Annotated in this window: 14 protein-coding genes; 4 read left to right on the forward strand and 10 right to left on the reverse strand. The window is 40.7% G+C overall.

The annotated features are described in order from the left end of the window. The first annotated feature begins 266 nt into the window (after positions 1 to 266). Positions 267 to 650: a site-specific integrase gene (locus RUMTOR_RS05490; protein WP_004846170.1), complete on the forward strand. Its 384-nt coding sequence runs from the start codon at positions 267 to 269 to the stop codon at positions 648 to 650. A gap of 124 nt (positions 651 to 774) precedes the next feature. On the opposite strand, the gene RUMTOR_RS05495 is transcribed toward RUMTOR_RS05490, so the two are convergent. The 8 genes from RUMTOR_RS05495 to RUMTOR_RS05530 all read right to left on the reverse strand — a co-directional run bounded on the left by RUMTOR_RS05495 (position 775) and on the right by RUMTOR_RS05530 (position 6,995). Beyond that, positions 775 to 1,785 (reverse strand): GGGtGRT protein, encoded by a 1,011-nt coding sequence (locus RUMTOR_RS05495; RefSeq protein WP_004846171.1) that lies wholly within the window; start codon positions 1,783 to 1,785, stop codon positions 775 to 777. Positions 1,786 to 1,833: 48 nt separating this feature from the next. Further along, entirely contained in the window at positions 1,834 to 2,526 is a 693-nt protein-coding gene (locus RUMTOR_RS05500) for an iron-sulfur cluster assembly scaffold protein (RefSeq protein WP_009242622.1), read from the reverse strand. A 194-nt stretch (positions 2,527 to 2,720) separates the two neighbouring features. After that, positions 2,721 to 3,236, reverse strand: coding sequence for a CinA family protein (locus RUMTOR_RS05505; RefSeq protein ID WP_004846173.1), 516 nt, complete (start codon positions 3,234 to 3,236; stop codon positions 2,721 to 2,723). Between the two features lie 2 nt (positions 3,237 to 3,238). Beyond that, positions 3,239 to 3,781, reverse strand: coding sequence for a CDP-diacylglycerol--glycerol-3-phosphate 3-phosphatidyltransferase (gene pgsA / locus RUMTOR_RS05510; protein WP_004846174.1), 543 nt, complete (start codon positions 3,779 to 3,781; stop codon positions 3,239 to 3,241). After that, positions 3,778 to 5,100 (reverse strand): 30S ribosomal protein S12 methylthiotransferase RimO, encoded by a 1,323-nt coding sequence (rimO, locus tag RUMTOR_RS05515; RefSeq protein WP_044998022.1) that lies wholly within the window; start codon positions 5,098 to 5,100, stop codon positions 3,778 to 3,780. Before rimO ends, pgsA begins: the two co-directional genes overlap by 4 nt. A gap of 118 nt (positions 5,101 to 5,218) precedes the next feature. Further along, positions 5,219 to 5,467, reverse strand: a complete 249-nt coding sequence (gene rpoZ, locus RUMTOR_RS05520) for a DNA-directed RNA polymerase subunit omega (protein WP_009242619.1) — start codon at positions 5,465 to 5,467, stop codon at positions 5,219 to 5,221. 2 nt (positions 5,468 to 5,469) lie between these two features. Then, on the reverse strand, positions 5,470 to 6,105 hold the full coding sequence (gmk, locus tag RUMTOR_RS05525; protein WP_009242618.1) for a guanylate kinase: 636 nt from the start codon (positions 6,103 to 6,105) through the stop codon (positions 5,470 to 5,472). An 11-nt stretch (positions 6,106 to 6,116) separates the two neighbouring features. Further along, the gene (locus tag RUMTOR_RS05530) at positions 6,117 to 6,995 is read right to left on the reverse strand and encodes a YicC/YloC family endoribonuclease (RefSeq protein ID WP_004846179.1); all 879 of its coding nucleotides are present in this window, start codon (positions 6,993 to 6,995) and stop codon (positions 6,117 to 6,119) included. Positions 6,996 to 7,224: 229 nt separating this feature from the next. Here RUMTOR_RS05530 and RUMTOR_RS05535 point away from each other — a divergent pair, with 229 nt between their 5' ends. Further along, positions 7,225 to 8,967, forward strand: a complete 1,743-nt coding sequence (locus RUMTOR_RS05535) for an Rqc2 family fibronectin-binding protein (protein ID WP_009242617.1) — start codon at positions 7,225 to 7,227, stop codon at positions 8,965 to 8,967. Positions 8,968 to 9,078: 111 nt separating this feature from the next. Here RUMTOR_RS05535 and RUMTOR_RS05540 read toward each other — a convergent pair whose 3' ends face one another. Together RUMTOR_RS05540 and RUMTOR_RS05545 are read right to left on the reverse strand one after the other, a co-directional pair. Next, positions 9,079 to 10,371, reverse strand: a complete 1,293-nt coding sequence (locus tag RUMTOR_RS05540; protein WP_004846181.1) for an ATP-binding protein — start codon at positions 10,369 to 10,371, stop codon at positions 9,079 to 9,081. Between the two features lie 95 nt (positions 10,372 to 10,466). After that, complete coding sequence (locus tag RUMTOR_RS05545; RefSeq protein WP_004846182.1) at positions 10,467 to 11,597, reverse strand: bifunctional chorismate mutase/prephenate dehydratase; 1,131 nt, start codon at positions 11,595 to 11,597, stop codon at positions 10,467 to 10,469. 368 nt (positions 11,598 to 11,965) lie between these two features. On the opposite strand from RUMTOR_RS05545, the gene pyrB reads away from it, so the two are divergent. Together pyrB and RUMTOR_RS05555 are read left to right on the forward strand one after the other, a co-directional pair. Then, entirely contained in the window at positions 11,966 to 12,886 is a 921-nt protein-coding gene (gene pyrB, locus RUMTOR_RS05550; protein ID WP_009242615.1) for an aspartate carbamoyltransferase, read from the forward strand. A 21-nt stretch (positions 12,887 to 12,907) separates the two neighbouring features. Further along, the gene (locus RUMTOR_RS05555) at positions 12,908 to 13,351 is read left to right on the forward strand and encodes an aspartate carbamoyltransferase regulatory subunit (protein WP_004846185.1); all 444 of its coding nucleotides are present in this window, start codon (positions 12,908 to 12,910) and stop codon (positions 13,349 to 13,351) included. Positions 13,352 to 13,449: the final 98 nt, after the last annotated feature.

Below are 13,449 nucleotides of genomic sequence, written 5' to 3' on the forward strand. Positions count from 1 at the left end.
TTTTTTTATATTGGAACTTTCCCCCTTAAGGTGGGAATTTTATAACGGAAAAAGGGAAATTCCTCCGAAATTGGGATAACCTTCAACGGGGGTTGTGATTGGAATACCAAGATTGCAGACTTGGTTTGGGGAGTTTGTGAAAAAAAAACAAAAAACATTCCTTATAAAAAAAAGGTTTTTAGGAAAATGTGTGAGTAATTCCGACGGTTTCCTCCATGTTAAGGGTGCGCCTCAGACTGTCTTTCGTTAGAGGAGTAAATTGAGAAATGTATATCAACAGGAAGAAACGGAACCGGAAAGCACGGATGTTCTATCATCCAAATCAAAGACTTGGAAAGCAATATGATTCCCCTTCTATAAAACAGCGATTATCTTTTCAAGATAAAGGACAAACTCACTCTGGTTTCTTGGTCTGTACATACGACAAATATGCAAGTCGTTTTGAAAAGGTTGTTAAACAATTAAACTTGAATCCCGAACACAGACCTCATGATCCTCGAACAACATTTGTTACGATGGGTAAAAAAGCCGGAATGGATGAATACGCCCTCAAAGAAATGGTCGGTCATTCAATTCAAGATATAACTGAATCCACTTACACCGTACGTGATTTAGAATGGTTGCGAGAGGATATAGAAAAAATAAAATAATATGTTTTTTCAGTGTAGGAATAGGTGTGTAGAAGTAGTGTAGGAATAATGTATGAATAACATACATTTTCCTACTTTTTTCTACTTCTTACAACTTCTTAAACCCTTGATTTTACTGGATTTCTTAGAACTTGCCTTCCTTAGCTGCCTCCTCGATGGAAACTGCAACAGCTACAGTCATACCAACCATCGGGTTGTTTCCTGCTCCGATAAGTCCCATCATCTCAACATGAGCCGGTACGGAAGAAGATCCTGCGAACTGAGCATCTGAATGCATACGTCCAAGTGTATCTGTCATACCGTAAGAAGCCGGTCCTGCTGCCATGTTGTCCGGGTGAAGTGTACGTCCTGTACCACCGCCTGAAGCAACTGAGAAATATTTTTTACCCTGCTCGATACATTCTTTTTTGTATGTACCTGCAACCGGGTGTTGGAAACGAGTCGGGTTTGTAGAGTTTCCTGTAATAGAAACATCAACACCCTCTTTCCACATAATTGCAACGCCTTCACGAACATCGTTTGCTCCGTAGCAGTTTACTTTAGAACGAAGTCCGTCAGAGTAAGCTGTTCTGGAAACTTCTTTAAGTTCGCCTGTATAATAATCATAATCTGTCTGAACATATGTAAATCCGTTGATTCTGGAAATGATCTTTGCAGCATCTTTTCCAAGACCGTTCAAGATAACACGAAGCGGTTTTTTACGAACTTTGTTTGCTTTTTCCGCAATACCGATTGCACCTTCTGCTGCTGCGAATGACTCATGTCCTGCAAGGAATGCAAAACAGTCTGTTTCCTCTTCAAGAAGCATCTTTCCAAGGTTTCCGTGACCAAGACCTACTTTACGCTGATCTGCTACAGAACCCGGAATACAGAATGCCTGAAGTCCCTCTCCGATTGCTGCTGCTGCGTCTGCTGCTCTTGTACATCCTTTTTTGATTGCGATTGCCGCACCCGTAATATAAGCCCAGCATGCATTTTCAAAACAGATCGGCTGAATGCCTTTGATCTGGTTGTATACGTCCAGTCCGGCATCCTTCGTAATCTTCTCTGCTTCTTCAAGAGAAGCGATACCGTAGCTGTTTAAAACTTCATTGATTTTATCAATTCTTCTTTCATATGATTCAAATAAAGCCATTTATGTATCCTCCTGATTTATTTACCTTAATATGTCGCTAAATCCCGATTACTCCTTACGCGGGTCGATGATCTTCGCTGCGTCATCAACACGGCCGTACTGTCCTTTTGCTTTTTCCCAAGCATCGTTCGGCGTATCGCCTGCTTTGATGAAATCTGTGAATTTTCCGAGGCTTACGAACTGGTATCCGATGATCTCGTTGTTTTCGTCAAGAGCGATTCCTGTTACATAACCTTCTGCCATCTCAAGGTAACGAGGACCTTTTGCAAGTGTTCCGTACATTGTACCAACCTGAGAACGAAGTCCTTTTCCAAGATCCTCAAGTCCTGCTCCGATCGGAAGTCCGTCTTCAGAGAATGCACTCTGAGTTCTTCCGTATACGATCTGAAGGAAAAGTTCTCTCATTGCTGTATTGATCGCATCACAGACAAGGTCTGTGTTAAGTGCCTCTAAGATTGTTTTGCCCGGGAGGATCTCAGATGCCATAGCTGCGGAATGTGTCATTCCCGAACATCCGATTGTCTCTACAAGCGCTTCCTGGATAATACCGTCTTTCACGTTCAGAGTCAGCTTACATGTACCCTGCTGCGGAGCACACCAGCCAACACCATGTGTCAAACCGGAAATATCCTTTACTTCTTTCGCTTTCACCCATTTTGCTTCTTCCGGGATCGGAGCCGGTCCGTGATTTGCGCCCTGCGCTACCGGACACATCATTTCTACTTCATGTGAATAAATCATGTTAAAACTCCTTTCAATATCTATGATTTTCTTCTGCATACGAACACATACTCGTGCCATACCTATTTTATTTTCTCATAAATTACCGCATTCGTCAATCAAACTTTGACAAAGTTTTCACTCAAAGTGTTCACTTTATGTTTTTATAATGCTTTTATACTATTTTAAAATTTTCTTTCCTATTTCCGAAAATCCTATTCTTTTAACAATGCATCTTTCAGCATCTCAAGTGCAGTTTCAACTGTTTGAGCTCTGTTTTCCATACGATTTCCGTGAAAACGGCATTCTTTTACTACTGTCTCCCCGTTCAGATAACATCCTATATACACGAGTCCGACAGGCTTGTCCTCTGTTCCTCCACTTGGACCGGCAATTCCTGTCGCGCTAAGAGCCGCTTCTGCACCTGCGGCTTTTGCCGCTCCTTCCGCCATCTCTTTCGCCGTCTGTTCACTGACTGCCCCATAAGTTTCAAGCGTCTCATGAGAAACTCCAAGCAGGCGCTCTTTCGCTTCATTTGAGTAAGTGACATACCCCTCATTCAATACTGCAGACGCGCCTGCCGCATTTACAAGTGTTCCTGAAATCAGTCCTCCTGTACAGGACTCTGCAGTCGTCACGTGAAGGTATTTTTCAGATAAAAGTTCCGTCACCGTTTCCTCTAAAGTTTTCTCATATGCTTTTTTTTCTTTTAAATACCATTCAAGATACATGTTTACATCCCACCTTGTGTAAGTACCTGTTTATTTTTCCACACGTAATCGATCAGAGAAATGATCGTAAGTGCCACTGCTGCCCAAATAAGAATTTCTCCGATCAAGTCGAACACACCGCCTAAATCTGCAATAAGAACGATGATCATCGCCATCTGAAATACAGTTTTGAATTTTCCCCAATAGCTTGCTGCGATCACAATTCCGTTGTCAGATGCCACGAGACGGAATCCGCTTATAATAAACTCTCTTGCAATAATGATTATTACAATTTCGGCAGCTAATTTTCCGGAAGGAATCAGACAGATCATAGCCGAACAAACAAGCAGTTTATCTGCCAAAGGATCCATAAATTTTCCGAAATTTGTCACAAGATTATATTTTCTCGCTATTTTCCCATCTAAAAGATCCGTCAGACTCGCAACTGCAAAAATTGCGAGAGCAATCCACTTATTAGCCGCTCCGCCTACATCCGTAAGCATAAAAAATACAAAAAACGGTACCATGATAATGCGCAAAACAGTTAATTTATTTGGTAAATTCATAACAATTCTCCTATCAGATCATATTCTAAAGCTCCGGTTATTTTCACTTTTGCGAAATCGCCGGATATCAGTTCTTCTTCTGTGTTAATAAAGATCAATCCGTCCACATTCGGCGCATCGCGGTATGTCCTGCCGACATAAGCATTTTCATCCGCAACTTTGCCTTCAATCATAACAAGCATTTCTCTGCCGATCATATTTTCTGCATTGTCAAATGCAATTTCCTGCTGAAGTTCCATCAGATCCGCCTGTCGTTCTTCTTTTACTTCTTCTGCGATCTGATCTGGCATAACAGCCGCCGGGGTATCTTCTTCCGGTGAGTAGGTAAAGACTCCTAAACGATCAAACTCCATTTCGTCGACAAACTGCATCAATTCTTCATGCTGATCTTCTGTTTCGCCGGGAAAGCCGGTGATCAACGTCGTACGAAGGCAAATATCAGGAATTTCTTTTCTCAATTTTTTTACAATATCTGTCAGTTCCTGTTTTGACGTTCTTCTGCCCATCCTTTTCAAAATACTGTCGCTTGCATGTTGGATCGGAAGATCAAGATAATGACACACTTTCGGTTCTTTTTTTATCACTTCTATCAATTCATCTGTAATTTCCTCCGGATAGCAATACAAAATTCGGATCCAGCGGATTCCCGCAATCTTGCATAACTCTTCCACAAGCCTGTGAAGACATTTTTCTCCATACAGATCTTTTCCATAAAGTGTCGTTTCCTGTGCCACAAGGATCAGTTCTTTGACACCTTGCTCTGCCAGCTCTTTCGCTTCTTTGATCAGTCGTTCCATGGGAACACTTCTGAAATTTCCACGTATTTTCGGAATAATGCAATATGTACAATGCTTATCGCACCCTTCCGCAATCTTTAAATATGCAAAATGTCCTCCCGTCGTCACAAGACGCTTTGCTCCTGAAACCGGAAGCGCATTAAGATCCGAAAGTATAATGCCCTGCTCTCCTTCCAATGCTCGGTCTACCACATCTAAAATCTTATCATATGCCGTCGTTCCGAGAACTTCATCTACTTCCGGAATTTCATCTAATATTTCCTGTCTGTATCTCTGTGCCAGACATCCTGTCACGATCAACGCTTTTACCTGTCCCGACTTTTTATATTCTGCCATCTCAAGAATATTTTGAATGCTCTCTTCTTTTGCGTCATGGATAAAGCAGCATGTATTAATTACAATAATATCTGCCTGTCTTTCATCATCTGTCATCTCATATCCTCTAGATGCCAAAAGTCCGAGCATCACTTCTGTATCTACGAGATTTTTGTCACATCCAAGAGAGATAAACAATATTTTCATATCTGTTCCATACCTCCTCTTCCTTTTTATTATACTTTTCACTTTTGTACTTTAATGTGGCAAGATTCATCCGCTAACATGAAAAAGGCAGATACCGTTTGGTTCTGCCTCATTGTTTTTACTCTTCTTCTGCCGCACTCTCGGCTTTGATCTTCAACTCGCCTTTGTTCAATTCTTCGATTGCGATCGACAATGGTTTCTCTCCCTCTTTCACATCGACAAGCGGAAGGTCTCCGGCAATCAGTTGTCTGGCACGTTTCGATGTTGCCATAACGATCGAATAACGACTGTTGACGATCTTTGTTTCCCCTTCTTCGACATCTTTGTTTACAACTTTCATCAAATCTGTATAAGACGGATGCAGCATATTTAATTTTCTCCTTTCAATCTTTCCAAATCTTCTTTTATTGTCTTCATGAATGCTTCATTCCGAAAACTTCTTCGGTGCTCTCCCTGAATGATCATATGCATTTCTTCAACGCACATATTCAGGTCGTCATTAACGACAAGGTAATCGTAATAATCCATTCCCTCCGCTTCCTCACATGCACGGTTCATTCTGGACTCGATCACATCCATCGTCTCTGTGCCTCTGCCTACGAGCCTTTTTTTCAGTTCACCGGCGCTCGGAGGTGTCACAAACAAAAGCAAAGTATCGGGAAATTCCTCTTTCACTTTTAATGCGCCTTGAATCTCTATTTCAAGGATCACATCTTTTCCCGCATCCAACTGCTTTCGCACATACTCTTTTGGAGTACCGTAATAATTTTTCACATATCTAGCATACTCTATCAATTCATCTTTGGCAATCATTTTTTCAAATTCATCTTTTGATATGAAAAAATATTCTCTTCCATCCTGTTCCCCATCTCTTGGCTGCCTCGTAGTCGCCGAGACAGAAAGTGCATACGTATCAGGATATCTTGACAGAAGTTCTTTCATCAGCGTTCCTTTTCCCGAACCCGAAAATCCCGATACAACGATCAAAATTCCTTTTCTGTTCACTTTGTTTCCTCCTATTCGATATTCTGTATCTGTTCTCTGATCTTCTCAATCTCTGTTTTCAGACTGATCGCGCGGTTTGATATATCCAGATCATTCGCCTTAGACAAGATCGTGTTCGCCTCACGATTCATCTCCTGTGCGATAAAATCAAGTTTTCTTCCGATTCCGTTAGACTCTTCCAATGTCTCCTTCATATGCTGAATATGACTTTTTAGTCTTACAACCTCCTCATCTGTACAGATCTTATCCGCAAAGAGAATCACTTCTGCCGCAATCCGATTATCGTCAATCTGCGTATCCTCTAATAATTCCCGCATCTTTTCTTCTAATTTTGTCCTGTATTCTGCAATAATCTGCGGCGAACGCTCTTCTATAAACCGAATCTGTTCACTGAGCAGATCCAATTTCAAAAGAATATCTTCTTTCAAACGTTCTCCTTCTTTTGTCCTCATCTCTACAAACTGTGAAAACGCGCCTTCCAACGCTTCTTTTAATCCATTCCAAAGCTCGTCTTCATCCTCGCTGCATTCTTCCATCGTAAAGACTTCGGGATATCTGGACAATGTACTGACGCGAACATCATTATCTAACGAAAATTCTTCTGCCATCTGATTCAGATATTTTAAATATTCTGCCGCAAGAGCCGCGTTATACTTTACCGACACCTGCGATTGAGACAGATCTTCATACGTGATAAAAATGTCAACCTTTCCCCGGTCTGCATATGATTTAAGGAGCGTCCTGATGGACGTCTCGAAAAAATTCAATTTCTTCGGCATCCGAATGTTTACATCGAGATATCTGTGATTCACACTTTTTAATTCTACCGTAAATTTTCTTGAGTCCTTCAGAACTTCACATCTTCCGAACCCTGTCATACTTTTTATCATCTTGTCTTTCCTCGTGTTCTTCTCCTTGGCAGTCTATATATCAAATTTATCTGTTTTTTAGAACTGCCGATTACTGCAATTTTAGTTATTATACCTCTAATGCGCGTAAATGGTCAACAGGTCTTTTTTCATTCTCCTCTTTATGATATACTTTCTTATATATTCATGTTCAAAAGAAAAATGTTTTATCATTTCCCTTCTGAACAATTCAAAATATGGAGAATTTATTATGGCTTTTGACGGAATTGTCGTGGCAGGTCTTGTCCACGAACTGAAACAAAAACTAACAGACGGACGAATTGCGAAAATCGCGCAGCCGGAAGCAGATGAACTGCTTCTTACGATCAAATCCCCCTGTGGACAACATCGGCTTTTAATCTCAGCAAACGCTTCTCTTCCGCTTATTTATCTTACAGACACAAATAAACCAAGCCCGATCACGGCTCCTAATTTTTGTATGCTTCTTAGAAAACATATCAGTAACAGCCGGATCACGGATATTTCACAGCCAAAACTGGAGCGTATCATCTGTTTTACAATCGAACATTTTGATGAGTTGGGCGACCTTTGCCAAAAGAAGCTCATTGTTGAAATCATGGGGAAACACAGCAACATCATTTTCTGTTCCGAAGACGGAACGATCATTGACAGTATCAAGCATGTATCTGCACAGATGAGTTCTGTCAGAGAAGTTCTTCCCGGACGGAAATATTTTATTCCTGATACAATGCATAAAAAAGATCCGCTCACAACAGAATGGAAAGAATTTTCCCTTTCCGTTAATGATAAACCGATGTCTGTGGCAAAAGCTCTTTATACAAGCTTTACAGGGATCAGTCCTGTTACCGCAGAGGAAATCTGTTATCTTGCCGGTATCGACTCAACTCTTCCGGCAAAAGAATACAGTCAGGATGTTCTTTTCCATCTGTATACCCAGTTTACGATCTATCTGTCAGCAATAAAAGAAGGCAGATTTGAGCCCGCTATCTACTATGACAAACAAGAACCGAAGGAATTTTCCGCTCTTGAACTGACGTATCTTTCAGCATATGAAAAACGTCTCTTTCCTTCTGTTTGCGAAATTCTTCGTACTTACTACTCTGAGCGGAGCCTGATTACGAGGATTCGCCAGAAATCCGTCGATCTTAGACACATTGTACAAACTGCTCTTGAAAGGAATCGGAAAAAATATGATCTGCAGATGCGGCAGTTAAAAGATACCGAAAACAGAGACAAATACAAAGTTTACGGCGAACTGATCAACGCTTATGGTTACAATGTTCCCGAAGGCGCCAAACAGATGGAGGCGCTGAACTATTACACAAACGAAACGGTTACGATCCCGTTAGATCCAACAAGCACTCCGCAGGAAAACGCACAGCGTTTTTTTGCCAAATACAACAAACAAAAACGTACTTTTGAAGCGCTCACCCAGTTGATCCGGGAAACAAAAGATGAAATTTCCTATCTCGAATCCATACAGACCTCTCTCGATATTGCAATGACAGAGGACGATCTTGCCGCCATCAAAGAAGAGCTGTCTGAAACAGGATATGTGCGCCGCAAAACCGTACGAAAGAAAATAAAACTTAAAAACGAACCGCTGCACTATATTTCAAGCGATGGTTTTCATATGTATGTAGGGAAAAATAATCTTCAAAACGACGCCCTTACATTTGATTTTGCCGCCGGATGCGACTGGTGGTTTCATGCAAAACAAGCTCCCGGATCACATGTGATCGTAAAAACAAACGGGGAAGAACTTCCCGACCGTACATTTGAAGAAGCGGGCAAACTTGCCGCTTATTATTCAAGTATGCGAGGCAGCGAAAAAGTCGAAATCGATTATATAGAGAAAAAACATATTAAAAAACCAAAAGGCGCAAAACCCGGTTTTGTTGTCTATTATACAAATTACTCTCTCGTCATCGACAGCGATATAAGAGGCATCCAAAAAATATCCGGCAGTTAGAATTAGCAAAGGAGTCTCTATTCTCTCTGCCCGGCTTTTCACTGTTAAAACATCACAAGGCGTCAAACATGCCGAAAAACACCGATACATGTCTGACGCCTTTTATCGTTCTTAATTCTGTCCCATAAGATAATCAATAAACTGCTGTGCCGTCCTTCCCGACAAACCTCCATGAGACAATTCCCATTTATTTGCTTCCAGAAGCAGATCTTCTTCCGGCATTTCTATTTTATTTTTCTGCGCAAGCGTACGAACAATCTGACGAAATTCTTTCTTATCGGGCGAGCCAAAGTAAATCGTCACGCCAAACCTTGCGACAAGCGATAACTTTTCCTGAACCGTATCATTTGTATGAAGCTCTTCATCTCTGTCTGCTTTATCCCGAAACGTCTCACGGATCAGGTGACGTCTGTTAGAAGTCGCATAAATCAAAACATTATCCGGCTTTCTCTCAAGACCTCCTTCTATTACCGCTTTCAAATACTTGTATTCAATCTCAAACTCTTCAAATGAAAGATCATCCATGTATATAATAAACTTATAATTCCGATTTTTAATCTGCGCGATCACATCATTTAAATCTTGAAACTGATGCTTGTATACTTCGATCATCCGAAGCCCCTGATCGTAATACTGATTTAAAACAGCTTTGATCGACGTAGATTTTCCTGTTCCGGCATCGCCGAATAAGAGACAGTTATTTGCTTTTTTCCCTTTCACAAAAGCCTCAGTGTTATCGATCAGCTTCTTCTTCGCAATCTCATAACCTACAAGATCATCAAGATGTACATGCGCAATATTTGTGATCGGTTCTACCGACATCGTCTTTCCTTCCGGATGATCGATACGAAACGCTTTATGAAGGCCGAATTTACCGACTCCGAATTCTTTGTAAAACTGTGTCATCTTCCTCTTGAAGTCTATTGCGTCCGACGAATCTGCAAGTCCTTCTGCCAGATTACAGATACGATCCCGAATACGCCGGTTAAAAACCTTCCCCGCATTGCTCGTATTTTTATATTCAAAAAGAATCTGCATACATTCTGCCGAAAATTCACGCTCCATCTCCTGAAAATCATAATCAAACAATTCTTTAAATATCTGAAAGTCATGAAGGGCAATCCTGTTAATGCTTCCGTCAATCTCTCCTACAATCTCACATGACGTGCTGTAAGCATTTTCATCATTTACAAGAAGAAACGTCAGATATGTATGCCAAAGATTCCCCTCGAATCCATGACTGGCAGAAATCTCTAATATCTCATTCATACATTCAAAAAGAAGACTTCTCAAATCTTCCCTGTTATAGTAATCATTTCCACAATTTTCCATGAGAAACGTCATGTTTTTTAATATTCTGCCATGCTCCATATTTTTATACAGCATCAGTTCATTTGTACGCATTGTTCTCTCTCCTTCCGTTTTTTCCTGCTTTACCGTTTTATGTTAAACATCCTGTCTTTTCTCCCAGAAACTACTGGATTACGGCATCTGCCGTCTCAATAATTGCCGAGTATTTTTAAGTTTGTTGCCTCTTCACGAAGTCCGCGAATTGCATTTTTCACAGCAGGGTCTTCAAGGTTTCCTTCAAAATCAACAAAAAAACAATATTCCCAAGGTCTCCCTTTGATCGGACGAGATGCAATCTTCGTCATATTCAGATCATTATAAATAAAATGTGATAAAATTCCATACAAAGAACCGCTCTGATGCGGCGAATCAAAACGGATGCTTATCTTGGAAGCATTTTTCAAAAATATTTTTTGATTCGTTACAACGATAAAACGTGTGGAATTGTCCTCATCATCATTAATTTCATCGACTAAAACTTCCAGTCCGTGGACTTTTGCCGCATAAGCACTGCATACTGCAGCTTGTGAAATATCCTGTTCTTCAATCACTTTCTTTGCCGCCACCGCAGTATTGACAACACTGATTTTCTGCCAATCACCATGGTCGTCTAAAAACTCAGACGTCTGCATAAGAGCTTCTGTTTTTGAATATACTTTTTTTATATCCGAAAGCTTCGCGCCCGGAAGTCCCGACAATGTATGCACAACCGGAAGGATCGTCTCTGCTACAATATAGTTTTCAAATTCATCAAGCAGGTCATACATCTCGTTCACCGTACCGGCAGTGGAATTCTCGATCGGAAGCACCGCATAGTCAGCCGAACCTTCCTCTATCGCTTCCATCGCTTCCCGAAATGTCCTCACATGAAAATTATTTACATCTCTTCCGAAAAACTGATACATTGCAGCCTGTGAATAAGCTCCTTCTGTTCCCTGAAATACAACACGGGCATTTTCACGATCCAGATTTTCGATTCTGATAAACGGAAGGCGTCCCAGCGCTCCCGCTTCCACAAGCTGACTGTACTGAAGCTTCCTGCTCATAGACATGAGCTGCTGATACAGCTCCTGGATTCCTTTCTTATTGAAATCCCCCTCTACTTTTGACATTACATCTGCAAGTTTTTCTTTTTCTCTTTGCCTGTCAAACACCTTTTTTCCTGATTTCACTTTATATTCTCCGACTTTTCTGCAGACTTCCATCCGTTTTTCATAAAGCTCTGCTATTTCATTATCAATTTTATCAAGTGCTTCTCTCAATTCTCCAAGCGATGTCATTTTTTCTCCTCCGATGCCCCCAAATTTTTCTTTTCACAACAGTATAGTATATTTTTCTTTCAAAATCTACATGTTTACAAAATTAATGACAAACTAAGATAACAGTTCATCCATACAGGTGTCCGCTTATGAGTAAAAGAGTGGCGTCTTCGTTTTATGATACGATACGCCGCCTTCTTTTTCATATTTTGTTTCTGTTTTTCCGGCTTTAAACTTTTCTTTTTGTTCATTCTTCTTTGCCGTATCTCTCTATTTTAGCAAATATACATTTATCTGTTTATAAAATTTCCGACTGTTTGTTTTCTCTATACGGTTGAAAAGAAAAGGGTTTTATTATATTATAATTAAAGATTTTTAGGAGGTTTTGTATGAGACATTTAATGAGTCCGCTGGATTTCTCAGTGGAAGAACTTGACAAACTGCTGGATCTTGCTCAGGATATTGAAGCACATCCGGCAAAATATGCACATGCCTGTGCAGGAAAAAAACTTGCAACACTTTTTTATGAACCGAGTACACGCACACGGTTAAGTCATGAGGCAGCCATGTTAAATCTGGGCGGAAGTATCATGGGATTTTCTTCTGCCGATTCCAGTTCCGCAGCAAAAGGAGAAAGTGTATCTGATACGATCCGCACGATTTCCTGCTATGCAGACATCTGTGCTATGAGACACCCGAAGGAAGGCGCTCCTATGGTCGCCTGTCAGCACTCTTCAATTCCTGTTATCAACGCAGGAGACGGCGGGCATCAGCATCCGACACAGACGCTGACCGACCTGCTCACAATCCGCAACGTAAAAGGACGTCTTAAAAATATGACGATCGGTTTATGCGGCGACTTAAAATTCGGACGTACCGTTCACTCTTTGATCAATGCTCTCGTCAGATATGAAGGAATCCGGTTTATCTTGATTTCCCCCGAAGAATTAAGGCTTCCCGATTATATCCGCCACGAAGTACTTGACCGGAACAACATCCCATATGAAGAAGTTGTCCGTCTGGAAGATGCAATGCCCTCTCTGGACATTCTCTATATGACAAGAGTTCAAAAAGAACGCTTTTTCAATGAAGAAGATTATGTCCGCATGAAAGATTTCTACATACTTGACAAAGCAAAAATGAAGCTTGCGCCGGAAGATATGTATGTTCTCCATCCGCTTCCGCGAGTAAATGAGATTTCAACCGAAGTTGACAATGATCCGCGCGCCGCTTATTTTCGTCAGGTTCAGTACGGCGTATACGTGCGCATGGCATTAATTCTTACACTGCTTGAAATTCATGTTGATTAAGAAAGGTAAAAGGAACAGATCATGGTAAAAAACACATTGAATGTCGGAAGCATTACAGAAGGCTTCGTCCTTGATCATATCGAGGCCGGAAAAAGTATGGAAATTTATAAATATCTCCACCTTGATAAACTGGACTGCTGTGTAGCCATTATCAAAAATGCCCGCAGTAATAAAATGGGAAAGAAAGATATTATGAAAATCGAATGTCCGATTGATTTCATGGATCTTGATATTTTAGGTTTTATCGATCACAATATCACCGTCAATATTATAGAAAACAAACAAATTGTCGCTAAAAAGCAGCTCACGCTTCCAAAAGAGATCCGAAATGTGATCCGGTGCAAAAACCCACGCTGCATCACTTCGATCGAACAGGAACTGGATCATGTCTTTGTTCTGACAGATGAAGAAAATCAGATCTACCGCTGTAAATATTGCGAAGAAAAACATCGAAGACAACGATAATAAAATCCGGCTTTATAAGTCGTAATATACAAAAGGAAATGGTGAGCTGTAAGAACAATTTTTTACACTGCATCCATTTCCTTTTTATAATCACTCTT

This window comes from [Ruminococcus] torques ATCC 27756, from assembly GCF_000153925.1.
In the GTDB taxonomy this organism is placed as follows: domain Bacteria; phylum Bacillota; class Clostridia; order Lachnospirales; family Lachnospiraceae; genus Mediterraneibacter; species Mediterraneibacter torques.

Bases quoted from the DNA above. Each gene is read 5' to 3' on its own strand.
- rimO (WP_044998022.1), bottom strand. From the start codon at position 5,100: ATGAAAATATTGTTTATCTCTCTTGGATGTGACAAAAATCTCGTAGAT.
- RUMTOR_RS05535 (WP_009242617.1), top strand. From the start codon at position 7,225: ATGGCTTTTGACGGAATTGTCGTGGCAGGTCTTGTCCACGAACTGAAA.
- RUMTOR_RS05540 (WP_004846181.1), bottom strand. From the start codon at position 10,371: ATGCGTACAAATGAACTGATGCTGTATAAAAATATGGAGCATGGCAGA.
- RUMTOR_RS05530 (WP_004846179.1), bottom strand. From the start codon at position 6,995: ATGATAAAAAGTATGACAGGGTTCGGAAGATGTGAAGTTCTGAAGGAC.
- pgsA (WP_004846174.1), bottom strand. From the start codon at position 3,781: ATGAATTTACCAAATAAATTAACTGTTTTGCGCATTATCATGGTACCG.
- pyrB (WP_009242615.1), top strand. From the start codon at position 11,966: ATGAGACATTTAATGAGTCCGCTGGATTTCTCAGTGGAAGAACTTGAC.
- RUMTOR_RS05490 (WP_004846170.1), top strand. From the start codon at position 267: ATGTATATCAACAGGAAGAAACGGAACCGGAAAGCACGGATGTTCTAT.
- RUMTOR_RS05545 (WP_004846182.1), bottom strand. From the start codon at position 11,597: ATGACATCGCTTGGAGAATTGAGAGAAGCACTTGATAAAATTGATAAT.
- RUMTOR_RS05495 (WP_004846171.1), bottom strand. From the start codon at position 1,785: ATGGCTTTATTTGAATCATATGAAAGAAGAATTGATAAAATCAATGAA.
- RUMTOR_RS05505 (WP_004846173.1), bottom strand. From the start codon at position 3,236: ATGTATCTTGAATGGTATTTAAAAGAAAAAAAAGCATATGAGAAAACT.
- RUMTOR_RS05555 (WP_004846185.1), top strand. From the start codon at position 12,908: ATGGTAAAAAACACATTGAATGTCGGAAGCATTACAGAAGGCTTCGTC.
- rpoZ (WP_009242619.1), bottom strand. From the start codon at position 5,467: ATGCTGCATCCGTCTTATACAGATTTGATGAAAGTTGTAAACAAAGAT.
- RUMTOR_RS05500 (WP_009242622.1), bottom strand. From the start codon at position 2,526: ATGATTTATTCACATGAAGTAGAAATGATGTGTCCGGTAGCGCAGGGC.